Here is a 26,824-nt window from a genome sequence, read left to right as displayed (position 1 = left end):
GAGTTTGGCTATCGCCCAACCTCCTCCTTCGATTTCATTAACATTGTAGAGAACGTTTTTAGAATAAAAAAATAATAAAATGTAGTTTGCCAAAGCGCCAGCTAGCTCATTTGTTAAAATAGTCCACTGGACTATTTCTTAACGCGCTGCTCTGCTTTTAACCAAATCGACCAAGGAGATTCGCGATCTTTGGGGCTAATCTGAAAAGCAAAGCCTCCGTTTTTAACGGCGGTTTTTAATTGTTAGAAAATAATTTAACGCTTGTTATTTACTAAAATCTTTTTATGCAAAATAGATTCTGAAGCATATACTTTTAAAAAGTAAGTTCCTGTTGAAAAAGAAGAAACATCTATAGTATAGTTTGTAGCTTCTATTTCTTTTGAATGTAATAAAGACCCCATCATATTGTAGAGTTCAACTTTTTTAATAGCCTCATTATTTGCATTTAAGAAAAGCGTTTCAGAAGTAGGATTAGGATAAACAATAATACGTTTTTCGGCAACCTCGTTATTACTAACACTCAAAGACGAATCTGTTACTCCTGTTCTTGAGTAATTGGTCACGACATCCCAAATCATGGTTTGCAAGTATAGTGCTAATTCTGGACTCGGAATTACAAATCCAGAGGAACCATCATTGGATAAATCATTAGTTAAACCTATTGGACTTTCATTATATATACAGGCATAATGTATCATGGCTATAGCATAAGCTCCAATAGTGTTTGGGTGAATGGTATCACTAAAAAACTCATCTATAGTAGTAATACCTGGAACATTATTAAGTTGAATATCGTCATAGAGTCTAGCCATCATTCTGTGTCCTGGAATAATATAAACGGGTGTTGCGCCCACTGGTTTATTATCGTTGGCATAATCCATCATTTCTTCCCAATGTTGTTCATAGGTGTCTAAAGTCGCTCGCCAAGGCCCATCGCTATCATCAATATTGGTCCATGTGGTCCAAAGTAACGTAGGTGCTCCATTGTTTTGGTTTCCGTTATTCCAAGCGTTATTTACATAAAGCGATAAGTATTCATTGGCTGGCGTTATTAGTGGTGGCGTTCCACCGTCTGTAGGGATTGGGATGCCCTCGGTAATCACCAATAATTCCCAATCTTCAATATCGTGTCTTGCAGAAGGTGCACCATAATTATTAGCACTACTATCATTGTCCCAACGCCAAAATATTGGTGAACCTGGTATGGTGGATTTTCCAATAGCATCACCTGCCCAAGTGCCTCTTAAATCGGTCATAAGATTAACATATTGCCCTGGCCATGGCTCACCAAATAATGGATCTGTTAGGCTATGACCACTATGGATTTGTTTAATGTTATAGGAATAAGCAGCTTTTGGAGGTAGCTCTTGAGCCTGTAAATTATGAGCGACTAAAAACCCTAAAAGTATGGGTGTTATCAACACTTTTTTTGATAGTTGTTGGACGTTAAAGTCTATCGTATTAAATAACAATGCAACTGTGGCAGTTACCAAAGAAATAATTTTCATGAGATTATAGGTTAAGTGTTGGCAATCATAAAGTTAATAAAAAAAATAAGAACTAAAATATGTTTTAATAGAGAGAACAGAAAAGACCTTTAAAGCTTTGTAAATAGCGGCTGTTGCTACATGATTTAAAAAAGAGGGTATGTAGTACTGCGGGGATTACATTTTTTAAAGTCTTCATCGTATTTATTCTAATTGTTTTTCTTTTAATGTTTGAGAAATTAAAAGGTTAACATTTTTAGATTAAAAAAAATCTAATTTAACAACTTTACCCTCTAAATTAGTAGGGTTTCTGGGTTAACGGCCTTGGTGTCACCTGCTCATGCTAAACCATCATAAACATTTTATTAAAACGGCCAACGTTGAAGGGAGATGAAGAACGCATGAAAACAGGTGTGCACTATTTTTCTTCAATGCTTATGGAAAGGCTTAATGATTAATAGCTATTTTTTGTAGAGTCCTATAGCATTCTGGTTTTATGAGACTCTGCATTATAAGACCGTATATAATCTGTTTGTAACCTTCAAAATCACTATTCAATCTAGTCAACATTAACTGCGTTTCAGTTAACCTGATAAGCATTCCTATCTTATATTGATTTCAGTAAGTAATCTAAAAAAAACCACTATGGAATTGAAAGACAAAGTAATAATAATAACTGGCGCGTCAAGCGGTATTGGAGAAGCCACAGCAAAAAAATTAGCTAAAAACGGCGCGAAAGTGGTTCTTATGGCACGAAGTGAAGACCAATTGAACGCACTTAAAAAAGTTATCGAAAAAGACCATGGACAGGCCTTAGTGGCTGTTGGTGATGTGACTAAAAGTAATGATTTTAAAACGGCTTTAGAGAAAACAGTGAAAGCTTATGGTAAAGTGGATGGCTTGATTAACAATGCAGGATTAATGCCTTTATCTTTTGTAGAAAAATTAAAAACAGAGGAATGGGACCAAATGGTTGATGTGAATTTAAAAGGGGTTCTTAATGGCGTAGCTTCTGTGTTACCAGAATTAATTAGAAGTAAAGGCGGCGCTATAATTAATGTTTCGTCTATGGCGGCACACCGTTATTTCCCTGGTGGCGCTGTTTACTGTGCTACGAAATCGGCTGTAAAAATGTTTTCTGAAGGTTTGCGTCAAGAATTAACGCCAAAATATGGTATTAATGTGACTTCTATTGAGCCAGGGGCTGTTGATACGAATCTTGCGGATACCATTACAGATGAAGATATTAAAGAAAAAATGGAGGACATGCAAAAAATGACCACCTTAGAATCTGAAGATATTGCCAATGCGATACTTTATACGCTTACACAACCTAAGCGGGTTAATATTAACGATCTTTATATTGTACCCAGCGAACAAAAGTAGTAGAAAGCGACGCTATGCTTAACGACCATTAACATTCTAACTTATACCCTACACCATGCACGTTAGTCAGTTTAATGGAATCATCGTCTTGTAACAGTTTGCGCAGTTTAGAAATATACGTGTCTAAACTCCGGCCAACAATTACTCCTTTATCTTCCCAAACCTTTTTTGTTAATGTATCACGGGTGACAATTTGGTTTGGGTGCGCAATAAAGATGGCTAGTAACTCACACTCCTTTTTAGACAAACTAATTTCAAGCGCTTCTTTAATGAGTTTGTTCTGTTCTGGGTAAAATTTGTAGTGTCCTATAACTTCGTAGTTCTCGTTGGTCGGTGTATGCGTTGTCTTTGCGTTTTTTTTATACAGGACAACGGCTAACAATACAAAACCCGCAGCTAAAACCCAAAGTAATGAATCCCTAGCGGTTACCATTGGTTTTGGAGCTTTAGTAAATTTTACAGTAATGGTATAACACCCCTTCTCTAAAACTCTACCAATACAGGGCACCATGCCTTTTTCAATAGTAGCCTTCATTTGATAGCTGTAAGCCACTTGCGGATCTTTACATTGCAAAACTTCAGTCAAATAATGTTGTGATACGTTTGCTTTTTTAAAGCTATTTGTCATGATGCGCACTAAACTATCGGGATGGATGATTAGGTGGTTTTCAAACGCTATTTGGTATTTGAATTCTTCTAAAGCAATAATTGGTTTAACTCGTGATGTTGAGTCTTGATTATTTAGTAATAGTTGATGGCCAACATCACGTAGCGCCACTTTTATAATATCGGCATTTTTGCTATTGGTCTGTGTTGTACACGATTGTATTAGAGTGCCTAATACAAGTATTAACAAGCCTTTAAATAAATAAGTGTTACGTTTCATCATAATTACTTGTAAATAACATACAATTTTAGCACATTTTATATAAGTTGACACTTCTTTTACATTCTTTTGACACTTTTTGAGTGAAGTAACTCTAGTTTTACTTGAACACTAAAAATAACAGTTATGAAAAAAGAAATTAAACTTTTAAGCTTGGTAATGATTACATCGAGTCTTATGGTTTTGAGTTGTGACCAATGGCGCAGTGCAGAAGTAAAAGTACAAGTAGAAGAAACGGCACTTAACGTAGTGAATTTGCCTGCTAACCCTTTAAATATTAAGGAAACTAACAGTAATCTCTTTAGCGATTTTATTTATGATGTTGGCCCAAGGTTTCAACCTATGACGGTAAGTGATTTAAAAAAAGCGACTTCCATTCGTGATTTTATGTCTCCAGAAACGTTTCATTCTATAATTGATTTAAAGTCTGTAGCGGTTGTTGCCATAAAAGAGGATAAAACATCCAACCAACAAGAATTAGGGTATACCACAGACTTAACGCCTAAACAACTAGCACTTTTAAAAACTCCAAATGCTACTTTAGATTTTTATATAAGAATAGAATTTACAGCCATAAACTTACAAACGGGGCAGATAGAAGATACTTTTGATTCGCCACATTATTCTGTTGTACCAGATACACAAGCCACTTATGTTAATGGAAAAAAAGCGCTGCTTGCGTTTTTAAGAACAAGAGGCAAAGAAGCCGTTATTATTGAAAAGGTTGAAGCTAGAAAATTACAACCGGCGAAGCTTCATTTTACAGTGACTAAGCATGGAACGCTTGATCATATTCGGTTGGACAGATCCTCAAATTATCCAAAGATTGACCAACTCATGATCGATTTAATTCAGCAAACACCAGATCATTGGATTCCTGCTAAAAATATAAAGGGTGAACAAGTGAATCAAGAACTCGTGGTCTCTTTTGGGTTATTGGGGTGTTAATTACGCTCAGGACAACTGCCTATTATACGCGTCGCGAAGGCACTAATCTCCCATTGGAGAAAAGGACACATTTAAGCCCGTTAACACAAAAGTTAACGGGCTTGTAATGAGTATTAGATTAATTCCTCTCAGGGTAAAAATTAGTCTTATGGTTCTAGTGCAAAAGCCGCATTTTTACTGGCGTCATGCTTTACACGACTTTGACCATCGGTAGCCATAGTATATACATGTAAATTTTGACCGAAAGCCGCCTTACCTATACCACTGTTATAACAGGACCCTAGTAAGGCTTCTGGTGTGAACTCCTGGCTATAAATTCCAGTAGCCGTATCTAAGTCATACACTGCGGTAGACGCGATCACCATACCGTTGCTATTAGCATTAGATACAGCGCCACAAGTCCCTTTTACCACACCAAAACTAAACACCGCAAAATTGTTTGGATGCCTGGCCTCAAAAGTGATTTCAAGGTCCTCTTCTGCCCCATTTGGTTTGTATTTCACAAAGCCACAACAATCTACAGCAGCAGGAGCACCATCAACATTTATGGTGAATATATCGGCAACACAACTTTCATTGTCAAACCTCATGACCATCTTAAATGCATCTGCGGTACCACCAGTAATGGCATTTCCTGTAGGGTCATCCAACAAAATATCTGGTGCGTTTTCACTAAGGCCTGCATTGTCATATTTAGGGACCTTAAGAATATCCCTTTGAATATTGTTGAGCAGATTTCCAGCCTTGTCAAACAGTTCTAATTTAAATTCATATAAGCCATCACCACCAGGTAACTGAGTCGTATCAAAACTAATCGTACTCATATTATAGGTTTGCTGATGCCATTGTGGTTCTGACGATTGCGCCACATTAAAAGGGGCCTCACTAGGCGATTGTGGTGGAATGATATACAGGTTGTCGTTATCTCCAACAGAAAAAGGACCCAATTTTACACTATCTGGCCCGATTTGAAGGTCACCATTAGAATCTAAATATTCATAATCATAGCCTTTTCTCACTTCACCACCAGACGGAATCAAGGGTTTAAAGGAATCGGCTACTGCCGATAAATCTGCAGACCTTAGCTGACGGTAACTCCATCTATAATGATAAATACCAGTATTAGGAAGGTCACTACCAAAGCCCATATAAAATGAAGGTTTCCCTCCAAACGGACGTTTATAATCGCCCACAACTGATTCTAATATGCCGGGGTCACCAGTAGCACCAGCATCGGTTAAACCAATACGGTTATAAGCTGTTGCTTGATTTGGTGGTGACTGAAAGTGGTCTGTTTGCTGAATATGTCGCACACTAGTATGGTGACTTATCGTTCTTAAAAAAACCAAATCACCTCCTATAGGACAGTTACAACAGCAATCTCCTGGTACCCGAGGATCGGTAATTGTTATGTTGATATTTGTACCACAGGCGTAATTCCAATGGGTATGACATGGAATTGGTGGCTTGTACACCGTTGTCCATTCGCCATTAATGAAATATTCTACCCAGATATAAATGTCTGGTTTATCACCAAAGCATGAATAGGTCACGCTGGTATCAAATCTTCCATTGGCATCTGTTTTAACGACTGCCAGTTCTTTACAACGGTAAAAATAAGGCCACCACCAAGGCCATAAACAAAACCACGGATGGAATAAAGTGTAATTGTTTACAATAGATTCTCTAATAGTGTTGAGATTCCCCGAGGCGAGTTGTTGTTTTATATCAGACCCCAATTCTGGTAATTGTGCTGTTATTTCTTGACGCTTCATTCCTGCCGATTTCGTGTCAAAGATATTCACAGCTTGGGTTTGCCCTATTACAGCGGGATCCAAACGCTCAAATGGCGGTGGATCTGGAAAAGGTCTTGGTACTGGTTTTATGAGTTCAGGCTTTAATATGGCATCTGGGATTTTTGCAATAATATGGTCTGGAATCCTATGGATCCAAAACCGTAGGTGATCAATCTCACAAATATGTACTCTGGCATTACAAACAGCCTTATTTTCCCAAACAAAGCCACTGTTAAACCACTTTGATAATTTTCCTGTGATACGACATTTACAATACAGCCAAAATTGAGAGAGGCTCTCTGGTATGGGTTGTATTTCAACGGTACCACTTTTTATAGTGCTCAGAATAGGTTCGTAAGCTTTATAGCTTTCCATTTCCTGAAGATTCGTCACCTTTAAAATGCGTTTATCGGTTGCCGGAGCAATAAATAATCGCAACTGATCTAAATTAGGGGGGGCTTTTCCCTTATCAGAATTGCGTGTTTCCAGTATATTAAAAACAAGTGTATTGTTTTCAGCTATTTGCTGCTGAAGCAATAGCCCTCTACAGTTAAAAAGAAAGCCTATGAGGTCTATTTTCTCATTGGGTTTCTGCTCATAGTTCAAAGGTACCTTGAACCAAGGTTTCTGTTCTTTTGATTTTTTTTTCATAATAACGTGTTTTAAGATAAGCTGCACTATTTGAAGTCGCCAAAGGCATACTGAAGTGACAGCGTTATAGCGTGTTTACTAAATAAATACACATTAAAATTATGAGTTATAACTAGGGTAAACAAGGGGGAATTCACCCTTTTTCATGGGGTATTATTCTTGTATTTAGAAACAAAAATTGGTTTTATATGGCGGAATAAAGGGCGTAGCCAGTAGCTAATTCCCAACAAAAAAGTTACGTATGGGGCGTGATGCTAAGCTATAGAAAGCTTATGTTCTCGCCTACAGCCTAGTGAGCCGGCTAGCAATTCCATTCTTAGGGTCAGTTTTTTAATAAGCGCTCCAACTCCAGGTGAAATAAGGTCCCTTTTACAAGGTCTTGAATGTCTTTTAACTCTTTATAAGTCATCGAAAAACTGGTTTGCGGGTTTGGCGCTTCTAAGAGTAATAATTTACTACACTTCTTTTTTTTACAGTCATGACATAAACGGGAGCTGTTTAAGGTGTTCTCGATATGCTTAGAAAATTGAATAAGCTCCTTTTGGGTTAAAAACAACCCGGTGTTTCTAAAGACGATTTGAATCTTTCTAAAATCTTTAGCAGTACACCTTTTCCATTGAAAAGCAATCCCAAATGTGTTATAATAAATCGTGTTTATATCTTCCATAATGCAAAAGGTGTCCTGTTATAAGGGTATTTATTAATTTAAAAAACTAGTGATGATCGCTCTTATTTCTTTGTTACTGGCCGTATTATCTAAGGCAAATAAGTGTTGATACAAGCGTTTGCCCTCTACTTTTTCTTTCAGTTGTACAACCTTGTTTTCTGCAAAAACGAGATCCCATTCTTGTCTTATTTTTTTCCAGACGCTGTTGTTTTCTTTCCACCAGTCTCTGGCAATTTTGCATTTTTCGTCTGCCACTTTAGTATAACTATTATAGCCTTTCTCCTGAGCTAATACCTGTTCTTCTTTACCGTTTTCTCTGATCACTTTGTCGTTATCCTGTTCATGCAACCAACCATAATTTGTTAGCTCAACCGTGTTGCCTCTCAGCATGATGTTATAATCATCGCGTTTGGTGTATTCTCGTCTTGGTAATGGCGCCGCTGTTTTATTTTTCCAATAGTGTTTGCCGTCTACATGAACCCAGGTTCCTGAACCAGAATATCTTGGACTATCATCTACTTGATATACTTTTTGAGCCCACTGCCCTTCTACCGCTGCTTCAGGGCGTTCATTTACATGCCACGTATTTTTAGAGTCGTAAGTAAATAGCTTTTGGTTTTGAAACTCCCAGTCTTGGCGCCAATGCTTAATAACCATGGTATCATTAACCACTAATAAGTGCTGAATACCTATTTTATCGTCTTTATCAGTTACCAATTCCGCCCATTCTAAGGCATGCGCCCTGTAATTTTTGGCTTTTAAATAGGTTGAATCTGGGGAGAATGTTTCGGCATATTTAAAGGTAATATCATAACAACCACACAGGTCTTTTATGGCGTTTTGGTCTTTGGTTTTTTTAGTTTGGGCATTTCCAATTCCTGAAAATGTTAAAGTTACTAGGGCTAAAATGGCTAATTGTTTCATTTTTAATGGGTTTGTTTTTATTAATTTAAAAAGGTTTAAAATTTACTTATTCTTATTTAGACTGAATTAAAATAAGCTATATATTTGTCGCAAATTTAATTAAGAATGAATCTAAATAACAAACATTTCACAGTTTATTTTTCGCTTTTTTTTATAGCCCATTTATTTTCTCAGGAAACTAAAGTGCTCGTAAAGGATTCCACTAAAACTGAAACTTTAGATGAAGTTATTATTACAGCAACACGAACGGTAAGGCAATTATCTTCTTTACCGCTTCCTGCTCAAATTGTTTCTAAAAAGGACATTGAGCGTGCTAACGCCATGCGGCTAAACGACATTCTTAATGAACAAACAGGATTAATAACGATCCCAGATTTTGGTGGCGGACAAGGGATTCAGCTGCAAGGATTAGATGCGCAATACACCTTAATTCTTGTAGATGGCGTTCCTCTTATTGGTCGTTCAGCGGGTACTTTAGACATTAGCAGAATAACGGTTGGCAACATCAAACAGATAGAAATTGTTAAAGGCGCCTCGTCTAGTCTTTATGGCAGTGAAGCGCTTGGCGGGGTGATTAACATCATTACAGAAACCCCAAAAAACGGTTTTAAAGGGAACGCTAGTTATAGGTTTGGGACATTTAACACGCACGATTTAAGTACTACAATTAATTATAAAAAAAAGATGCTTGGCGTGAGTGCTTTTTTAGATAGAAATTGCAGTGATGGTTATGATTTAAATAAAACGGATGCCCTAAATACAGTAGAGCCTTTTAACAATTACACACTAAATACAAAAGTGACTTATGACCTTTCTGATGCGACAGACCTCTTTATTTCGGCTAAGTATTATACCCAAAACCAAGACTATATTGCCACAGCAGCTCTAAAAGGAGAAAGCGCCATTACAGAATGGAATACCCATTTAAAATTCAGTCATAAGTATACAAAAAAATGGAGCAGCTACTTTGAGTTTTACGCCACAAGATATAAAGCAAAAGACTATTTAGATCATGAAGATGGAAGCCGGTTTAGTAACGGGTATTACAATCAGTTATTAATCCGCCCTGAAATTCGTGGCACTTTTAATCCTGACGCCAAAAATGCCTTTATTGGCGGCTTAGGGTTTAATAGGGAGACTTTAGACAGAACAGATTTTACTGTTGAACCAGAATTTAATTCCCCTTACGTCTACCTGCAATATGAGGGTCATTTTACACAAAAACTGAATGTGATTATTGGTGCTCGTTTTGATAGTCACAACAAATACAAATCACAGTTTAGTCCTAAAGTAGCCCTCAGATATGAACTGAATAATCAATTCGCGATTAAAGGCTCAGTGGGGTACGGCTTTAAAGCTCCCGATTTTAGACAGCTTTATTTTGATTTTAGCAATGCCACGGTTGGCTATACTGTTTTAGGCTATAATGCGGTTGCAACTGCTATTCCAAAATTAGAAGCTCAAGGAGAAATAGCCCATAGCATTGTTCCTATCTCACAGTTTGACGATGTCTTACATCCTGAACATTCAGTAAGTATCAATATTGGCTTTGATTATACGTTTTTATCTGATTTTAAACTGATTTTAAACCTCTTTAAAAATAGCATTACTGATTTAATCGACACAAGAATTATTGCGAATAAAACCAATGGTCAAAATGTGTTTAGCTATTACAATGTAAATAAAGTGTATACACAAGGTTTAGAACTTAATGCCACCTGGAAACCTACAAACCAACTTCAAGTATCTGGCGGCTATCAATTATTATATGCCAAAGATAACGATGCAGAAAATGCTTTTGAAAACGGCGACGTATTTGCCAGGAAAAACGCCAGATCACCATCCTTTCAACTCAAAGAATCTGAGTATTTCGGCTTGTTCAACAGGTCCCGCCACTTGGCAAACTTAAAAGTCTTTTATACCCTTCCTAAATGGAAGATGGATACTAATATCAGAGCCACCTATCGCAGTAAATATGGTTTGCTTGATAGTAATGGAAACAGCTATTTAGATACTTATGACGCCTTCGTTAGCGCCTACACCATTATTGATTTCGCCCTAAATAAAACCCTCTATAAAGACGTTCAATTGGGTTTCGGCATTGATAATGTATTTGATTTTACAGACACACAAAACATCAGCAATATTGTAGGTCGCCTGCTATACGGAAAAATTAATATTCAACTTTAACACTTTAATAACTAATCAAAATGAACACAATTAAAACAATTCAATTATTAACTTTAGTCTCATTATTTATGGGGTTTACTTCCTGTAGTAGTGATGATAATGACACCACCACCACTTTATTACAAATAGAGTCTGAGACCATTTCAAACTTACATGCACCACAATCGGGAGGTCAAGGGCAACCCATTTCTGGAGATTTTACAAAGTTTGATTTTTCAACAGGTCAAACAACCACTAGTGCTACCGATTGGGATGTTGCTTTTAGAGGAACGTCCATTATAATAAATGGTGGTACCACGTTAGGAACAACCGATGAGCCTAACAGAACAGGAGAAGCTGCTGTTTATATTGCTAATGGAACAATGACCGCTGTAACCACTATTGATACCTCGTTATTTTTACAAGATTCTAACACCAGTTATGCGATAACTAGTGGGAGTGATAATGGTTGGTATCATTATGCTGGAGCACCCAGTCATTTAATTACACCAATACCCGGCAAGATCTTGGTTTTTAAAACACATGATGGAAAATATGCCAAAGTTGAAATTTTAAGCTACTATGAAAATGCGCCCGATAACCCGGATGCTTTTGCAGACGCAACGCCATATTACACGTTTAATTTTGTATATCAGCCCAATGCAGGCGTAAGCTCTTTTTAATATGAAAAAATCAATAAGTATACTGTTTATTATATTCCGACTTGTGTTAGGCGGATTTATGATCTACGGCGGCGTTCACAAGTTTCAAAGTCCAATTCCTGAGCCTATAGAAGTGGTTGAAAAAGCACTGCAGTTTTCATCACCTGAACAAGAAAGCACCTTGCAAAAGATACTTTATATAAGTGGTGCAAAGCAAACAGGTTATTTTTGGCAAGTTTTAGGCATTTGTGAATTAGCCTTTGGCTTACTTTTAGTTTTACAAGGCACGAGTTTTATTGCTGCCGTATTCCTGCTACCAATAACCTTACATATTTTACTCTTTCATTTGTTTTTGGAAGCTGATGAGATTGGAGAATTAATACAAACTGGCGCTTTATTCTTTATTAATATTGCTTTGGTAGTACGCGAAAAAGAAAGGTGGAAACCGCTACTTTGGATTAAACCTATTTAAATTTTTTAAACCCTTGCTTCATCGTGAGGGTTTATTTTTTTAAGCCCATTCCAGATACCTTATGCCTTTTACTATTTTTTTAAGACATCAAGTAGCTCTCCCGTAGTCTCAGAATCGCTTTTGCTGCTCCTCTCCTGTCTCTTCTCTTGTGCAGAAAAAAAGCTATTGTGTTGGAATTAATATGTTTAAATAAAAAAATCCTTGTATTTGCTGGTGGTTAGTTTGCTTCTCAGTGTTTATAGTACATTTGTAATTGGTCGTTATGTTACCACTGCTATTTGGCACGCTTGTTTTTTAAAATCAAATGGCTTTGGCTTTCATTTTAAAGACTACTTATCAAAATCATCTTCCCAAAAGAGGTTATTCAAATTAAAGAATTCTGTTTTATCCTCTTGAAGGTTACCAGTAGGTTCAGGAAACTGATAGCCTTTTTTCTCATAACAAGTTTTTTCCTCTAAAACATCTTTTATTGCATCTACTACCTCCTTCTTAAGATTGGAGTCTTTTTCTTTATCTAAATGGTTATTTAAAAATGAGATATAACTGTAGGCTCTAAATATCCAAAAGGTTATTAGGTACTCATTCACGTTACCAAAGGTTGCATCTATCCCTCTTTTAAAATTAGTGTATTTGAAGACAGGATCATCATTAGAATTTCGATATACCCTATTGGGAAAAATACAAAAATGATGGGCAAACAGCTCTCTTATGCTTCTTCTATAATGTATATAGTTATGCCGCTTCAAACCGTATTCCTTCGCCTTCTTTTCGGCTAGTTCTGTACGTAAATCTCCAATGTCTCTACCACCTTGGAGCACGGGATCCAAACAATGTTGTAATGCATGAATGTATTCATGAGTTATCACTAGCTCAAGCTCATTTAAGTAATGTAAATGAGGGTAAGGATGCGTTTTATTCGTTTTGTCACTTAGTCTAATGAGTGTCCCATTATTATTTCCTGGAAACCCAATGAGATGACCCGCTTCGAAATACGAATAATTTATTTTTGTGATTTGATTGAATATAAAGATGGGAGATAATTCTTCATTATACATCGCTTTATGTTGCTTTTGAAATTGAGTATACTCCTCTTTCGAAATGGAGGTATTACGTACAAATCCAGCTCCTTTTTTTACATAAACATCTCCAATAGGTACTTGAAATGGGGTCTTTTTGAAATCTCCATCGACGTAAATTCGTTCTATATTGTCATCGGTTTGCTCAAGGTTAAATATTAGCTTTAAATTTTTCTCTTTATATATAATATCAAATATCTTCTGGGCGTGCATCTCATGACTTTGTTTTTCATTTTCAGGGGTCTTATGATAATAACGCATCTCTTCATCCAGTTTGTAATATAACCTGAGTTGTTTTGACTTTACTACAAACACTTCGTGGACATAGAGTTTTTTTTCGCCAATCGATTCTCCTTTTTTATTAAATGCCTCACCTTTAAGTAGAATGAAGAAGTTTTTTTCTTTGAGAATCCTGCCTGATATTGGCTTCTTACTATCAGAATCTAATTGAAGATGTTCTGAGCATTCAATATATTTATAATCAGTATCAAAATTAAAGTATGCATCAAATGATTTTATGTCTTCTTTGTACGGATCATAATTACTTTTTAGGTGAAAAGGTTCATGAAACCCTCCAATTTTAAGCAAATTTTGACCTAATGATTTATTTACTGACTTTAGATAAATACCTGCTCTGGTACAGTTGGCATTAGGATACTCATAACCGAGATGTATGTGTGTCTCAGTCTGTGTAATCACTGATTGATTTTTGCTTGAAGCTAAAACAGGACTATCTTCAGTTTGGTTTTTTAATAGCTGCTTAATATTAAATTTATCTTTGAAATAGAACATAATTTATGGTGATTAATTAGTGACTTAGTTGTCTTCTGTTAATGCTTTATATCGCGATAGAAAACGATTAAAATAATCTTCTAGTTCTTTTTTATCCGTTTTTGAAACTGTAGCATTATGCACTTTTTTGGCATAGTTTACAATAAGTTTGTTTCCACCAGCTTTTTCTGCTGTTAAGCCAACCATACTTAGCGTAAACAAGTCTTTATCGTTAAGTTTAGAATCATATTCTTTGAGCATTTTTTGAATGTCATCAAAAAAATCTACTTGCATCACATAATGTTGCTTGTCTAAACCAACGATTGTAAGAAAGTCTTCTTGATTGTAATGTAAACTTGCATGTACTCCTTCATGAATAAGGTTTATAGCTCTACCTAAATCATTCAACTTTTTATTTCTCTCGTTGTCAAAAAAATCTGAAATGATATGAAGTTTTACAGTTGCCTTATTGTTGCTCTTAAAATAGTTGAATAAATCATCAAATAGTAACTTATGAGTTGGAGCATTTTTGTATTTTGATAGATTTACTTGTGTACTTGCCGTAGCACTAAGTGAATGCCCTCTTCCGTTTGTTGACTTAAATATATAGCTGTATTTTTCATCGTGCTCATAAGGTGTAATAAACTCCAGATACGTTTTGCTTTTTTGTCTTAAGACTTTATAGACCTTTTCCCAAGAAGAATTCTTCCAACCTTCTCCACTTTCTATTTTATAATAACTAGTAGTCGGGTAATCCTCAAAAGTTATTTTTTTCTCTTTTTCTTGCTCAAAAAGACTTTTGACATCAAATTTGTCGCTAAATTGAAACATGTGATATATATTAATATATTAAGACACCCTTACAAATAAAGCAAGGGTATCTTAATAATGTGAGTTGATTACTTATCCTTTCTTTAGATCATTATTTTCATCGTCTTTTCCTTCTAACCGATTATCACTAGGTTTTATACCAGTGCCTTCACTTATATCATCACAGCATGGTAAACCTTGATTTTCTAAGAAAACCGAGCCACCTTGAATAAGCGTAAGTGAAGATGGTACATTCGTATTCCAAGGCTCTCCCACTAGCGTTCCATTTGGCTTACTAAGCTCCTGAACAATAGAAATGTATAATGGGTCGTCAATGACTGGTGGCTCACCATCAAACCATGGCTGACCAGTAGCAAGGTAATAGGCTACAACTTTTTCAAAACCTTCCCTAACCGGTACTAATACTCTTGCCATTCCAGATTTTAAAAACTTTTGAAACTCGTTATCGGGCGTATCTTCATTATGAAGCATATCGGCCCAGTCGCATTGACCACTCCAATAATAAGGGTAGAAATTGTGAGAACTTAATGACCAATTAAAGGACTGTTCCATAAATTTAACTAAAGAACTGTATTTATCTAAGGCATCTAGGTTGGTAAGCATTGGTATTTCTTCGCAATCGTCTGATTCACTACACTTAGTTGTTTTGTAAAACTCTTGACATCGATCGAGATTAGTGCCTTGTAATAATAACTCCATACAAAGACGCTTGAGTTCTGTATTAATGATTTCTTGATAAAGTCCGGGATGCTTATACTTATTGGCATCATATAGAGCAGCATCTGAAGCGTTCGTAATGTCAACTTGTTGTGCTGCTAACGCATCATTGTAAGTATCTAATTGCGTTTGATAAGCAGTCATTATAGCATTATATGTATCTTGTTGCCATTGTTGATAGGAAGATTCTTTAAGCTTAAATCTAAAATTGAGATTTAAATAATACAGCCATCTTACATGAGATCCATAGATGCGAACATCCACATTATTTTCGAAGTATAGTCCTTGTTTATTATCGACGTCTCCAGCAACATCTTCTTCGTGCACTATTCTGGAAGCAAATGAACTATCATTTACTATAGTTACCTGATTACTACTATTTTTAAGGAAAACCTGGAATTTAGCATAGTGCTTCCAAAAGGGATTATGCGTTCTAATTTTCCAGTCAGTTGTGTTCGCTAAAGAATTTGGAAAAACGCCTTCAAGAAAATAATCAACAGCTAAGACAGAATTGAAATTATATGTTCTGGTAACCTCATTTTTATTCTCATTTGCCCAATCAAATGGTTCATTAATTGTCCCTATTTGCATGTTATCATACTTAATGTTCGCTTTAGGAAGTTGATAATTTGCAACATTATAAGTATTAATATAAGTCATGAAATTATCTCTTGTTACATCTTGCCATGAGTTTAAATTAGGAGCAATAGGTGCTTCTGGTGCTTCTTGGTCATCACTTTTATCGTCAGACAATGTTTCGACATATAATTCTGACGGTTTGGGTATCATAAATTCATATAACATGCCTGTTCCATAATTGACAATTCTATTATTATAAATTTTATCAATCCATCTAAAAACTCCTGAAACATGACTGCCTCCATTTCTATTATCAAAACCATGTTTATTTTCTTCTTTGAATTGTTTAATCAACGATGTTGTTCTTTTTTCAAAACTTCGTGTTCTTATAGATTCAGATGCACTTTCAGTAATATCTTTTGAATAAGATTGAGCGTTTGTAGAAGATTGTGATTGTGAGTTGGCAATACTCAAATCGGCCTTTATACTCGCAGACCACGGCCCTTTCTCACTTCCATAAGATACAGTAGTTCCCAAACCAAAATCAAAACTCCTTTCTAATGTTTTACTCACTTCTTTGTTCCAATCGTTTTTTTCAACCGAAGTAGTATCATTTTTCGCTATCGTTTCTGTTTCATTTTCTTCTACAATAGTATTTTCACTTCTTTCAAGATACTCGGTACTTTTTTCTTTGTATTCTCGTGCCATTATATTTTCAATATGAGACACTTCACCTGGCAAATAACAACATAGTTTTTGCTCAACTCTCATCAAGTCTGCCCAACCAAGTCTAAGTATTCCATTTAGTTCTTTTATAGGCTTTCCTCCTTTTGTTCTTAAATTTCCTGTAACATGGGAATTAACTAAATACTGCCCTACCCAAATATCATTATGGTTAGAAACTGTTTCCTTTATCTCTATCTTTTCTTTTGAATCTAATTCAATAACAACCTTAAACGTGAATGGTTGTATACTATCTAATTCTGGTAATTGATCAAAAGCGCTTTCTAAAAAAAGCTTACGAGTGCTATTGTCTACAATCTTAGTATTAATAGACTTAAAGGTTTTACCATTAACCGCTACTGAAAAATCTGCTTTGGTAAAATAACTTTTAGCCTTTGTAGTGATTACACTAAGGTGTAAAAGGTTGTTACGTTTATTAATGGACAGTACATAACCATTTTTATACCTGTTTTTTAATACGATTGAAGATCCGCCTACAGCTACTTTTTTCCTCCATTTGAGATTACAAAAAGAAGCCACATTTCGCTTTGCTTCAATGAGGTCATTTAAACCTTTTTTTAGCGCAGAAGCATCTATGTTTAAAAGGTGGTTTTGTTCTAAAAATGTAAGCTCTCGAGGGGTTAACCTATCTTTAAAAAATACTGTGGAAGCAAACGCAGTATAATTAAATGCTAAAGAAGGGAATAAAGAGGAGGGATATAAAGCTTCTAAACTATTTTGAGTATGCTCTGTATTACACAATTCATTCTTTTCAAAAGCTTTCTTTTTTTCATCAAATACTGTTTTCTCTTCTTTTATTAGAGTTGCCTCATAATTCTTAATGTTTCTCTGAATCAATTCGTTATATTCCTTTGTAGCGTCTTTTAGTGCTTCTTGCTTACTCGTATTGTAATCATTAACAAGATTTTCTAATTTATTAGATAACTCTTGTGCAAATTGAATGTTCTCTTTTGCCAAGGAAGCTACGTGTGCCTTTTCTAATTCATTAAGTTCAGTTTTACTAAGTCCTCTTGCTTTAATCTCTGTAGTTGTATTTCCTTCTTCAATAGTTTTAATTTTTGAAGATTTTGTGGCTGGTATTTTAGCACCGTGATAACGAAGAGAAGCAAACCTAAATAGTGGTTCGTATAAATCTTTAGATGACGACTGACTAGCACTTTCAAAAACAGCAACGAGCTCATTAAATTTATCAATCCCAAAACCTTTGATATCACTTAATTCTGATAAATCATTAAAACCACCCAATTGGTCTCTTTTGTCTAAGATTCTCTGGGCAACCAGTTCTCCAATATAATAATCCTTTACTACTGCAGTAGTACCTAAAGAATTAATTTCTTCGGCGTATTTTACGCCGTTTAAAAATTTGAGTATGCTTTGTAAAACATCAGGAGCTATTCCTTTACTTGTAAATTTAACCATAACTTATTTAGTTGTTAATTGTTTAATAATGTTTAAAAAAATGGAGTAATTTTTCCATCCTTTCTAACTTCTTTTGGATAGTATTCTTTATCACTTAGGGCTGTTTTTAAGCCAATAAGAATACTACGGTACAATTTTATTACATTTTAGAAAATATTCATGAGGCCAAAGAACCCTTAAAGCCAAGGGTTTTTTAACCCTTTTTTAATAACTAAGGCATTGTTAATTGAAGAAAAAGAGGGGTTAAGGAAGGAAAAGGCTTTTATACTTTTACACAAAAAAAATGAGGTGTAATGCTTTCTATCGCTACCTATTTTGATTACAACTAGTGGGGATATACATGTGATATTCAGGATTAAATGGAATCAAAATATTTAAAAACATGGTAGGAAGATTTTTACGAATTGATTGAAGTATACTGATAACATGTAAGCGTTGTTTACAGATCTAAAATCGCAAGATGCTTATAGCTGTAACCGTTTTGAATCAAATATATAAGGGAAACAACGAGGCGTAGATGCATAATGTAACAGATGGGTTTGATTAACCTACAACATTTAAAACACTTTACTATAAATTAAATGTGTTCCTCGGAACCCGATAAAGCATTTGAGAGGTGCGCTGTCTTATCAGATAAACATAAGTAATAAAGCAGTGAATAGTATTGGGGTAACTATTATTATAGTATCGTTCATGAATTTTATTTGAAATAGTTTGATTTCGTTGAGAAATACCCAATATTAAATTTCGATGCCATTAGTATTGTAATGGAAACGTTTGAAGTTTAGCTATAACTTAATCCAACTTAATAACTTCACTCTTTAAAATCCACTTCCCATTAACCTGCTCACTGCGTGTTACTGTAATCTTACTGGGACCTGTTTTTTTAAAAACATCGATAAGATCGAGGTTTTTATGAACGCTGGTATTTATTACAATAGGTTCGGTAAGTAAAGCTCCATTGGTGACATTAAAAACATAGAGGGTCTTGGTAGTGGGTTTCAAATCCCAAAAACCAATCTCGTCTGCGCCGTCGTTATTAAGGTCTTTTAAATTTTCCAATTGTGATTGGTACGCCCCTTGGATTGTGATGGACTCTAAGTTTTTAGCACTAAAAGTAATCACGCTGTTACACACCCCTTTACACGAAATCAGGGCGTCGCTTCCAGCCTCCGTTTTTGTAGTAGTGTTTATTTCTGGAGAGATCACCGTTGCATAGTCTGATATAGCATCGCCATTAAAATCACCGAAGAGCTGCCTGTTCTCAGATTGAAAAGCCATATTTTCACGTGCACTGGGAAAAATGGGAGCATCAAGATCTTTAGCATTTTTAGCAACCCCTTCTCTTATTATTTGGAAAGCACCATTTCTAAACATTACAGAAAGATAAGCGGGATAGTCTGCTTCTATTCCGTTATAGTTAACGCGTTTGGTGAAGGCTACTAAATAGCTTCCTGCCTCTTTCGTGATAACAAGGTCATCATTTAAAATACGCTGTGTATAGTCTGGAAACTGTTGAAACAGTAAATTCTTATCGCGTTGCACTTGGGGCCTGGTGCGCTCTTTGCCATAATAGTTTACCCTAGCCATATAGTCGCGTCCTAGATATGGTGCCTTGAGTTGTGTATGGGCTTCGTTCCATTTTTTTACAAATTGACGCACTTCTTTTTCACCTTCAGGATTGATCTCATTGCAACCAAGTAATAGTAAGACAAACAGGCAGGACATCAACGGGAAATACTTCATAGATTTAATGGAATTTTAGCTTTAAAATTGAATCATAAAGATACATGATTTTTTGTTGACTTTAGGTTTCATGTGTTTACATAAAAGCACTAATTTGATCATGCCTTTATGAAATCATTTAGGATGGACGCCCAATTCCCCTATCCCGGTACTGTAAAAATACTGTTTGAGTCCTGGAAAACAGCAGCTTATGCATCTAGATCCGTTTCTTTTGGTTTTTGAAAGCGGCCAGGCCTATAAAATAAAAAATCACCAAGGTTTGCCAGCCCAACAAAACACCTCTCTTTAAGGTTTTATTGTTTTCTATTACAGAAAGGTTTTATGGCAGGGTAAGAATGGTGAGAAAATAAAGTATATTGCCTAAAAACAGAATTAGAAACTAATTACTCCTAAATAAACCCTTATTTAAAACAACTACTCAATTTTAAAACAACTATTAAATGGATTTTACAAACCCTTTGGTTTATGCCGTTCCTTGTTTTCTTGGCTTTATAGCAATAGAGCTTACCTACAGTAAAAATTTTGATAATAAACAACTCTATAAATGGAAAGATTTGTTATCAAGTCTATCACTTGGTATAGGATCTGTAATAGTCGGTGCGCTCGTGAAAACAGTAGCCGTAATCTTGGTTTTTAATTTTGCTTATGAACTATTCAATCCTATGGTAGATGGCGTTCGTACAAATATAATGGGCTATGAGTCTTTTGGATATGCCTGGTACCTGTGGTTGATTTGTATGCTTTTAGATGATTATTCTTACTACTGGTTCCATAGACAAAATCATATGATCCGCTTTTTATGGGCAGCACATATTGTACATCATTCTTCAGACAATTTTAATTTAGGCACGGCTGTACGTAACGGTTGGTTCACTATTTTTTATAAACCTTTTTTTTATGTTTGGATTGTAATCATTGGTTTTCCACCAGAAATGCTTGTTGTTTGTATGGGTATTGAAGCCATATGGCAATTTCAACTGCATACGCAGTATATAAAGAAAATGGGGTTTATAGAAAAATTCATCAATACTCACACCATGCACCAGGTGCACCACGCGCGAAATATTGAATATATGGACAAAAACCATGGCGGTATCCTCAATATTTTCGATAGGATTTTTGGCACGTGGAAAGAATTAGACGATTCCATTGCTATAGAATACGGGGTTTCTATACCTCCAGATTCTTATAACCCTTTTGTGATTTTAACCCACGAATACAAAAATATTTGGGACGACATCGGGAAGTCAAGTAACTGGTATCATAAGTTTATGTATGTTTTTGGACCTCCTGGTTGGAGCCATGATGGCAGTACGCATACCATAAAGCAAATAAGGAGCGCAATGGTAAAAGCAGCCTTGTAAAGACTGCTTAATTTTAAAGCTATAAGTTTATCAACACAGTAAAAAAAAGAATCCTTCTGATTCGCTTATAAGAGGCATATTTGCAACTAATTTAATTATATTTGATACCACCAATAACTGTTTACACACTATTAAATGATACACAAAGAACTTGTTCTTAATTTTTTAAAAAACAAGTCTTTTTTAGATGTTTTATTTTACTTGTCGTTCTTTGCTTCAGTAATGGTTAGCCTATTTTTAGACAAAAAGTATCTGTTATATTGTCTCCCCGTTGTTATTTTTATCATCCTTTTAAATTATATTAGTCTTACCAAAAAGAAAGCAAATCTTGTTTTTGTTTTTGCCTTGTTTGCTGTAGTCGCCTCAGATAGTTTATCCTTTTACTGTTTTGAAGATTGTTTTATGTGGATTACTCTCTTAACCTCTACTTATTTAGTGTGTTCTACGATCCTACTCATAAAATATTTAGATAAGCGTAAATTAAAATCATTATTATCTATATCCTTGCTTATCGGTTTTTTATTAGTGGCTTACCTATTGTATGCTATCCTTGAATTGCTAATAAACTATATTCCAGATCATTTACTGTTCTTCACTTTTTTATGTGCCTCTAGCCTCGCCGTTTATCTCATCACCATATCAATGGTTTATGTCAATGATAATTACGACAATGGTGTTTTGCTACTCATATCTGGGATTTTCTATTTTTTCCAGTTTGCTTTAAGCCCTATTAATGAGTTTTTATTTTATAACAGGACGTTTACCGTTTTAATAATAATAGCTCATATTTTGTCCATCTATCTTTTTATGAAATTTATAGCTCAAACTAAGGTTATTACTTCCCGAGATATAAAAGAAAACTATTTTTAGAGAATTATGTGTTTCTGTTTTTATAGCCATTTCAGGGCCTCTTAAAGCGGATATTTAAAAAAGTGAGGTCATAATTACTTTGAGAAACTGGTATAAAAGACCTGCTTCCCTATTAGTCCTCATTTTGCGATAAAAGTGATTTGGCTAAGCCGTTAAAGGGACTCTTTTGATCTTCAGCCAATGCATTAAGTAATTTTTTAGATGTATCAGTGTTTAGGTAACTTAACCCTGTTAATGCCCGTGTTCTCCAGCCGTTTATTATGCTTTTTTTAATTTGAACTCTGGCGGCATCAGGAGATGTCTCGGTTAAAATCTGTAGGTCTTCTTTAGTTAAACCAGTTTCGATTTTTTGTTCAGAAACTAGCTTTTGGTTAAGACGCATCCGATTCAATTCTGATTGTGTTGTATTTTCGAGATATTCAGCTGGAGGCCCTTCCTGAAAACCATTAAGTAAGAGGGGTTCCAGATTAGAAACGTTTTCCAATAATAGTTTGATAAGCGCTTTATCTTCATTGATTCCACAGTTTGAAGTCTGCCATTCTGTATATATTCTGTTCACATTTGCATTGCTTTGTGCCTGAGAAAAAAGGCTCATAATCAAAAAACCTGTGATACAAATTATATGTTTTGTTTTAAATAAATACATGATTTTTAATATTAAATTGATTCTAAAATTAATTTGCAGGAAACGTACCATCTGCCCAAATACGCTTATCAATATTTAAACAAGTTGCAGAAGATGCAGTATGACCACAACTTCTGGTAGGGGCCCCAGGTCTTGCGTTGTAAATGTTATTTATAGCCGAATTAGATAACACATGTGCCCGAAAAAGCTGTCCTTCAGTAATAAACTCCCTAGTGCTACTGGCAGAATGCATAATTCCCGTTTGATTAAAATTTGCATTGCTATTGGTGTGAAACAATCCAAAATCATGTCCTAATTCATGCACCAGCAAATCTGAAAGTGTGTTTTCTCCCATGGCCACAAAATCACTTCCAATAGAACAGGCTTGCCCTCTGGAGCTTCCTCCATCTACAGTGCCCACGTAATAAATATTGATTTTATTGGCATCCTTACCTATATCGTTTTCAATCCCTGATTGAAGCGCACAGGTATAATTATAATACGTTGAAGCATCTGGATCGCCTGTAGCATCTACAATTTCAAAAGGACTAAACTGTACTCCCATTCTTTCTGTACTCCAAACATTGGCAGTATAAACACAATGACTGATAGCAAGCGCGCGTTGCGTTGCAAAATTGCCTTTTACAATCCATACTTTTACAGGAATCTTAATGATATTGTTAAAATTTAAATCGGGTTCATCACGATTAGTTGTCCAGTTTACTGGCGTTGTAATAGCCACAGGACGTTCACTATTAAACCCGATGATTTCACCATTGGTACCTGGTGCTGTGAAGCTTCCTATATTTCTCAAAGTAGACGAAGCAGTAAAGCTATTATCATTTTGCTGTACCCCTCCCTTGATACCATCAACTAAAATCCCTGTTTCACTGGAGGAAGCGTTATTGATTTTTACTAAATCATCATCTGGAGCACAGCTTAGCAGAAAAAAGAAAAGCGGCAATAGGATATAGTGCACCCTTTTAATTTTTTTATTTTGATATAATGTATGCATAGTTTTACAAATTAAATTAACTGATTTTACTAATTACAACCAAATTTAAGAGATTGAAAATCAGATAGCAACGGGCATTACCCCTTTTTTTATGGGGCATTTTCCCCTTTTATTGAATTTTGGAGATCTAAGTTATTACTCACAGCTCCTTCTGGCCGTTTAACATTAGGCTTTCAGGATTTCAAACGCCTTGCCAACACTCAAAAACGTGTGAACTATGTAACTCTTTTCTTTTTACATGTAACAAGTATACCCACAAATAAAATGATCTTTACAGGATAATAAAAACATAGATAACATGATGATGAAAATTTTTAAAAAATTTCAAATACTAGCAATAATCCCTTTAGTATTGATAGCGAGTTGCTCCAACGATGATGATGGTTCAACTCCTGTTTTAGCACCAACAGTAGTTGGTACTAGTCCTGTGGCAAACGAATTAGATGTGGCAATTAATACCACCATTATAATTAATTTTAACAAAGCAATGGATGCTTCGACCATTAACACGACAAGCTTTACGGTGTTAGCAGGAACTACACCTGTAGTTGGTACGGTGACTTATGCCAATGAAACTGCTGTTTTCACTCCTATAAGCAACTTGGAAGTGAGTACCTTATATACGGCGACTATGAGCAGTGGTGCTAAAGACTTGGTTGGTATCTCATTAGCAGCTGATTATTCTTTTAGCTTTACTACTGGCGTACAGATTGATGTTATTGCACCAACAGTTGTTTCAACTGATCCGCTTGACAATGCTGTTGCTGTTGCTTTAAACAAAGCCATTGGAATTACTTTTGATGAGACGATGAATTCAGCTACATTTACAGCTACCTCATTTACACTAGTACAAGGAGCAAACACAATAAGTGGCGCAATAGAATACGCGAATAAAACAGCGCGTTTCATTCCTGATACTATTTTAGATGCTGGGTTGACGTATACCGCTACCGTTAGTACAGATGTAACAGATTTGGCTGGTAATCCATTAGAAGTTAGTAAAACATGGACATTTATTACTGGTACTACTTCTGGTTTATCGGTTGTAAATCTAGGAGCTTCTGGGAACTATGTTATTTTGGCGAAATCAGCTGTAAATAACGCTCCTACGTCGGCTATTACAGGTCACATAGGTTTAAGTCCTGCGGCTACTTCTTTTATAACAGGTTTTGGATTAACCGATGCTACAGGTTATGCAACATCTCCACAAGTTACGGGTAATGTATATGCGGCTGATATGGCCTCACCTACTAATACTAATTTAACTACAGCTGTTGAAAATATGATTACTGCTTATAATGACGCAGCTGGTCGTCCAACACCTGATTTTTCAGAGTTAGGTACTGGAAATATTGGCGGAATGACTTTAGAAGCTGGTCTTTACAAATGGACGAATACGGTAACTATGCCTTCTGATGTTACGATATCAGGGAGTGCAGATGACGTTTGGATTTTCCAAATATCTGGTGACATGACTATGAGTGCATCAGTTAACATCACCTTAACTGGTGGTGCTCAAGCAAAAAATATTTTCTGGCAAGTAGCTGGTGAAGTTGTTTTAGGTACTACTTCTCATTTTGAGGGGATAATTTTAAGTATGACTGGAATAACATTGCAAACGGGAGCATCAATGAATGGACGATTATTAGCACAAACTGCTGTTATTCTTGATTCGAATGTTGTAACTAAACCATAGTTAACCCCTATATAATTAACACATTAAAAAGGCCATCTTGCATTTGTAGGATGGCCTTTTTATATAACTTCAATATTTCGCTAAGACTTGTTCTCAGCGCTTTTATAAGGTGTTTATTGTTTTTCTCTGGCTTTCATTTGTTGAAACAATTCTTTATACAACCCACGAGCAATCAATACTTTCATGATTTCATTGGTGCCAGCATAAATTCTGGCGACCCTATTATCTGCATACATGCGAGCAATTGGGTAGTCCCACATATAACCATAACCCCCAAATAATTGCAGGCATTCGTCTACTACTTTACTGTGCATTTCTGTGGTTGAATACTTCGCCATTGAAGCACTCTCAGCAGTGAGTTGATGACTAGATAATAATTGTGTGCAACGATCTAAAAATGCTTGATGCACCTGTAATTGGGTAGCACATTCGGCAAGTTTGAATTGGGTGTTTTGGAATGCAGCTATGGGTTGCTTAAAAGCGGTTCTGGTCGCTGTATACTCAAGCGTGTTTTCTATGGCGCCTTCTGCCCCACCGATAGCATTAAGCGCTACTGTTAAGCGCTCTCTGGGCAATTCGGTCATCATAATTTTAAATCCTAAACCTTCTTCTCCTAATAAATTTTCTTTCGGAACCTTTACATTATCAAAAAATAATTCGCAGGTATCCTGAGCTTTCATACCTATTTTATTGAAAGGGACTCCCTTTTCAAATCCTTCAAAATCACTTTCTATTATTAATAAAGACACGCCTTCTTTCGCTGTTCCGGTATTCGTTTTTACGGCTACTATCGCCATATCACTCATATACCCATTAGTGATAAAGGTTTTCTGTCCGTTTACTAAATAATGGTCCCCTTTATCTACCGCGGTTGTTGTAATAGCTTGTAAATCACTACCACAGTTTGGCTCTGTCATACCAAGGGAGGTAATCATTTTTCCGGTTGCCATTATGGGCAGGTATTTTTGCTTTTGAGCTTCGGTGCCATACTTTAAGAGATAGGGTGCAATAATGTCTGAATGCAATGAAAACCCGGGACCACTAACTCCTTTTTTTGCCAATTCTTCAATGAATAAAGCACTAAAGCTAAAATCCAAACCACTGCCGCCATACGCTTCAGGCATATCAATACATAGTAAACCCAATGCTCCGGCACGTTCCCAGATCTCTCGGGAAACCATACCTTTTTTTTCCCATTCATCTGTTTGTACAATAATTTCATTGTTAATGAAATCCTGAATCATTTGTTGCATCATTTTATGTTCTTCTGATGCATATATTTCACGTGCTAATAAAACATTTTGTAACATGATAATCACTTTT

20 protein-coding genes are annotated in these 26,824 nt (G+C 35.7%); 8 read left to right on the top strand and 12 right to left on the bottom strand.

What is annotated here, in order from left to right; all coding sequences use genetic code 11:
• Positions 1-254 precede the first annotated feature (254 nt).
• Positions 255-1,508: a T9SS type A sorting domain-containing protein gene (locus GQ46_RS17010; protein WP_052503377.1), complete on the bottom strand. Its 1,254-nt coding sequence runs from the start codon at positions 1,506-1,508 to the stop codon at positions 255-257.
• A 624-nt stretch (positions 1,509-2,132) separates the two neighbouring features.
• On the opposite strand from GQ46_RS17010, the gene GQ46_RS02050 reads away from it, so the two are divergent.
• Complete coding sequence (locus GQ46_RS02050) at positions 2,133-2,873, top strand: SDR family oxidoreductase (protein ID WP_044397912.1); 741 nt, start codon at positions 2,133-2,135, stop codon at positions 2,871-2,873.
• Between the two features lie 28 nt (positions 2,874-2,901).
• Here GQ46_RS02050 and GQ46_RS02045 read toward each other — a convergent pair whose 3' ends face one another.
• On the bottom strand, positions 2,902-3,762 hold the full coding sequence (locus tag GQ46_RS02045) for a helix-turn-helix domain-containing protein (protein WP_044397910.1): 861 nt from the start codon (positions 3,760-3,762) through the stop codon (positions 2,902-2,904).
• Between the two features lie 123 nt (positions 3,763-3,885).
• On the opposite strand from GQ46_RS02045, the gene GQ46_RS02040 reads away from it, so the two are divergent.
• Complete coding sequence (locus GQ46_RS02040; protein WP_044397909.1) at positions 3,886-4,707, top strand: energy transducer TonB; 822 nt, start codon at positions 3,886-3,888, stop codon at positions 4,705-4,707.
• 146 nt (positions 4,708-4,853) lie between these two features.
• Here the strand turns inward: GQ46_RS02040 and GQ46_RS02035 are convergent, their stop codons facing one another.
• From GQ46_RS02035 to GQ46_RS02025, 3 genes are all read right to left on the bottom strand, one after another.
• Positions 4,854-7,154 carry a hypothetical protein gene (locus GQ46_RS02035; RefSeq protein WP_044397906.1) on the bottom strand — a complete coding sequence of 767 codons (2,301 nt, stop codon included), beginning with the start codon at positions 7,152-7,154 and terminating at the stop codon, positions 4,854-4,856.
• Between the two features lie 322 nt (positions 7,155-7,476).
• Positions 7,477-7,821: a hypothetical protein gene (locus GQ46_RS02030; protein ID WP_044397904.1), complete on the bottom strand. Its 345-nt coding sequence runs from the start codon at positions 7,819-7,821 to the stop codon at positions 7,477-7,479.
• A 33-nt stretch (positions 7,822-7,854) separates the two neighbouring features.
• Entirely contained in the window at positions 7,855-8,745 is an 891-nt protein-coding gene (locus tag GQ46_RS02025; RefSeq protein ID WP_044397902.1) for a DUF6607 family protein, read from the bottom strand.
• A 105-nt stretch (positions 8,746-8,850) separates the two neighbouring features.
• Here GQ46_RS02025 and GQ46_RS02020 point away from each other — a divergent pair, with 105 nt between their 5' ends.
• Genes GQ46_RS02020 through GQ46_RS02010 form a run of 3 tightly spaced genes read left to right on the top strand, consistent with a single transcriptional unit; the run spans position 8,851 to position 12,048 of the window.
• The gene (locus tag GQ46_RS02020; protein WP_044397901.1) at positions 8,851-10,935 is read left to right on the top strand and encodes a TonB-dependent siderophore receptor; all 2,085 of its coding nucleotides are present in this window, start codon (positions 8,851-8,853) and stop codon (positions 10,933-10,935) included.
• A gap of 20 nt (positions 10,936-10,955) precedes the next feature.
• Positions 10,956-11,597, top strand: a complete 642-nt coding sequence (locus GQ46_RS02015) for an HmuY family protein (RefSeq protein ID WP_044397900.1) — start codon at positions 10,956-10,958, stop codon at positions 11,595-11,597.
• Position 11,598: 1 nt separating this feature from the next.
• Positions 11,599-12,048, top strand: a complete 450-nt coding sequence (locus GQ46_RS02010; protein ID WP_044397899.1) for a DoxX family membrane protein — start codon at positions 11,599-11,601, stop codon at positions 12,046-12,048.
• Between the two features lie 329 nt (positions 12,049-12,377).
• Here the strand turns inward: GQ46_RS02010 and GQ46_RS02005 are convergent, their stop codons facing one another.
• The 4 genes from GQ46_RS02005 to GQ46_RS01990 all read right to left on the bottom strand — a co-directional run bounded on the left by GQ46_RS02005 (position 12,378) and on the right by GQ46_RS01990 (position 19,931).
• Positions 12,378-13,916: a hypothetical protein gene (locus tag GQ46_RS02005; RefSeq protein WP_044397893.1), complete on the bottom strand. Its 1,539-nt coding sequence runs from the start codon at positions 13,914-13,916 to the stop codon at positions 12,378-12,380.
• Between the two features lie 24 nt (positions 13,917-13,940).
• Complete coding sequence (locus GQ46_RS02000) at positions 13,941-14,726, bottom strand: hypothetical protein (protein WP_044397879.1); 786 nt, start codon at positions 14,724-14,726, stop codon at positions 13,941-13,943.
• 72 nt (positions 14,727-14,798) lie between these two features.
• Complete coding sequence (locus tag GQ46_RS17005) at positions 14,799-18,185, bottom strand: hypothetical protein (RefSeq protein ID WP_052503375.1); 3,387 nt, start codon at positions 18,183-18,185, stop codon at positions 14,799-14,801.
• A 795-nt stretch (positions 18,186-18,980) separates the two neighbouring features.
• Positions 18,981-19,931 (bottom strand): hypothetical protein, encoded by a 951-nt coding sequence (locus GQ46_RS01990; RefSeq protein WP_044397877.1) that lies wholly within the window; start codon positions 19,929-19,931, stop codon positions 18,981-18,983.
• 440 nt (positions 19,932-20,371) lie between these two features.
• On the opposite strand from GQ46_RS01990, the gene GQ46_RS01985 reads away from it, so the two are divergent.
• Together GQ46_RS01985 and GQ46_RS01980 are read left to right on the top strand one after the other, a co-directional pair.
• Positions 20,372-21,295: a sterol desaturase family protein gene (locus tag GQ46_RS01985; RefSeq protein WP_044397875.1), complete on the top strand. Its 924-nt coding sequence runs from the start codon at positions 20,372-20,374 to the stop codon at positions 21,293-21,295.
• A 135-nt stretch (positions 21,296-21,430) separates the two neighbouring features.
• The gene (locus GQ46_RS01980; protein WP_044397873.1) at positions 21,431-22,165 is read left to right on the top strand and encodes a hypothetical protein; all 735 of its coding nucleotides are present in this window, start codon (positions 21,431-21,433) and stop codon (positions 22,163-22,165) included.
• A 112-nt stretch (positions 22,166-22,277) separates the two neighbouring features.
• On the opposite strand, the gene GQ46_RS01975 is transcribed toward GQ46_RS01980, so the two are convergent.
• Together GQ46_RS01975 and GQ46_RS01970 are read right to left on the bottom strand one after the other, a co-directional pair.
• Positions 22,278-22,811, bottom strand: coding sequence for a hypothetical protein (locus GQ46_RS01975; protein ID WP_156133069.1), 534 nt, complete (start codon positions 22,809-22,811; stop codon positions 22,278-22,280).
• Positions 22,812-22,839: 28 nt separating this feature from the next.
• Positions 22,840-23,805 (bottom strand): M66 family metalloprotease, encoded by a 966-nt coding sequence (locus GQ46_RS01970; protein WP_044397869.1) that lies wholly within the window; start codon positions 23,803-23,805, stop codon positions 22,840-22,842.
• A gap of 298 nt (positions 23,806-24,103) precedes the next feature.
• Here GQ46_RS01970 and GQ46_RS17000 point away from each other — a divergent pair, with 298 nt between their 5' ends.
• Positions 24,104-25,501 carry an ice-binding family protein gene (locus tag GQ46_RS17000; protein WP_197077325.1) on the top strand — a complete coding sequence of 466 codons (1,398 nt, stop codon included), beginning with the start codon at positions 24,104-24,106 and terminating at the stop codon, positions 25,499-25,501.
• A 113-nt stretch (positions 25,502-25,614) separates the two neighbouring features.
• Here GQ46_RS17000 and GQ46_RS01960 read toward each other — a convergent pair whose 3' ends face one another.
• Positions 25,615-26,811: an acyl-CoA dehydrogenase family protein gene (locus tag GQ46_RS01960; protein ID WP_044397867.1), complete on the bottom strand. Its 1,197-nt coding sequence runs from the start codon at positions 26,809-26,811 to the stop codon at positions 25,615-25,617.
• Positions 26,812-26,824: the final 13 nt, after the last annotated feature.

Origin of the sequence: Lacinutrix sp. Hel_I_90 (assembly GCF_000934685.1) — a bacterium.
In the GTDB taxonomy this organism is placed as follows: domain Bacteria; phylum Bacteroidota; class Bacteroidia; order Flavobacteriales; family Flavobacteriaceae; genus Lacinutrix.
Note: the sequence above shows the minus strand (reverse complement) of the source record. Positions and strands in the feature narration are given on the sequence as shown.

Coding starts and splice junctions, on each gene's coding strand:
- GQ46_RS17010 (WP_052503377.1), bottom strand. CDS start 1,508: ATGAAAATTATTTCTTTGGTAACTGCCACAGTTGCATTGTTATTTAAT.
- GQ46_RS02050 (WP_044397912.1), top strand. CDS start 2,133: ATGGAATTGAAAGACAAAGTAATAATAATAACTGGCGCGTCAAGCGGT.
- GQ46_RS02045 (WP_044397910.1), bottom strand. CDS start 3,762: ATGATGAAACGTAACACTTATTTATTTAAAGGCTTGTTAATACTTGTA.
- GQ46_RS02040 (WP_044397909.1), top strand. CDS start 3,886: ATGAAAAAAGAAATTAAACTTTTAAGCTTGGTAATGATTACATCGAGT.
- GQ46_RS02035 (WP_044397906.1), bottom strand. CDS start 7,154: ATGAAAAAAAAATCAAAAGAACAGAAACCTTGGTTCAAGGTACCTTTG.
- GQ46_RS02030 (WP_044397904.1), bottom strand. CDS start 7,821: ATGGAAGATATAAACACGATTTATTATAACACATTTGGGATTGCTTTT.
- GQ46_RS02025 (WP_044397902.1), bottom strand. CDS start 8,745: ATGAAACAATTAGCCATTTTAGCCCTAGTAACTTTAACATTTTCAGGA.
- GQ46_RS02020 (WP_044397901.1), top strand. CDS start 8,851: ATGAATCTAAATAACAAACATTTCACAGTTTATTTTTCGCTTTTTTTT.
- GQ46_RS02015 (WP_044397900.1), top strand. CDS start 10,956: ATGAACACAATTAAAACAATTCAATTATTAACTTTAGTCTCATTATTT.
- GQ46_RS02010 (WP_044397899.1), top strand. CDS start 11,599: ATGAAAAAATCAATAAGTATACTGTTTATTATATTCCGACTTGTGTTA.
- GQ46_RS02005 (WP_044397893.1), bottom strand. CDS start 13,916: ATGTTCTATTTCAAAGATAAATTTAATATTAAGCAGCTATTAAAAAAC.
- GQ46_RS02000 (WP_044397879.1), bottom strand. CDS start 14,726: ATGTTTCAATTTAGCGACAAATTTGATGTCAAAAGTCTTTTTGAGCAA.
- GQ46_RS17005 (WP_052503375.1), bottom strand. CDS start 18,185: ATGGTTAAATTTACAAGTAAAGGAATAGCTCCTGATGTTTTACAAAGC.
- GQ46_RS01990 (WP_044397877.1), bottom strand. CDS start 19,931: ATGAAGTATTTCCCGTTGATGTCCTGCCTGTTTGTCTTACTATTACTT.
- GQ46_RS01985 (WP_044397875.1), top strand. CDS start 20,372: ATGGATTTTACAAACCCTTTGGTTTATGCCGTTCCTTGTTTTCTTGGC.
- GQ46_RS01980 (WP_044397873.1), top strand. CDS start 21,431: ATGATACACAAAGAACTTGTTCTTAATTTTTTAAAAAACAAGTCTTTT.
- GQ46_RS01975 (WP_156133069.1), bottom strand. CDS start 22,811: ATGTATTTATTTAAAACAAAACATATAATTTGTATCACAGGTTTTTTG.
- GQ46_RS01970 (WP_044397869.1), bottom strand. CDS start 23,805: ATGCATACATTATATCAAAATAAAAAAATTAAAAGGGTGCACTATATC.
- GQ46_RS17000 (WP_197077325.1), top strand. CDS start 24,104: ATGATGATGAAAATTTTTAAAAAATTTCAAATACTAGCAATAATCCCT.
- GQ46_RS01960 (WP_044397867.1), bottom strand. CDS start 26,811: ATGTTACAAAATGTTTTATTAGCACGTGAAATATATGCATCAGAAGAA.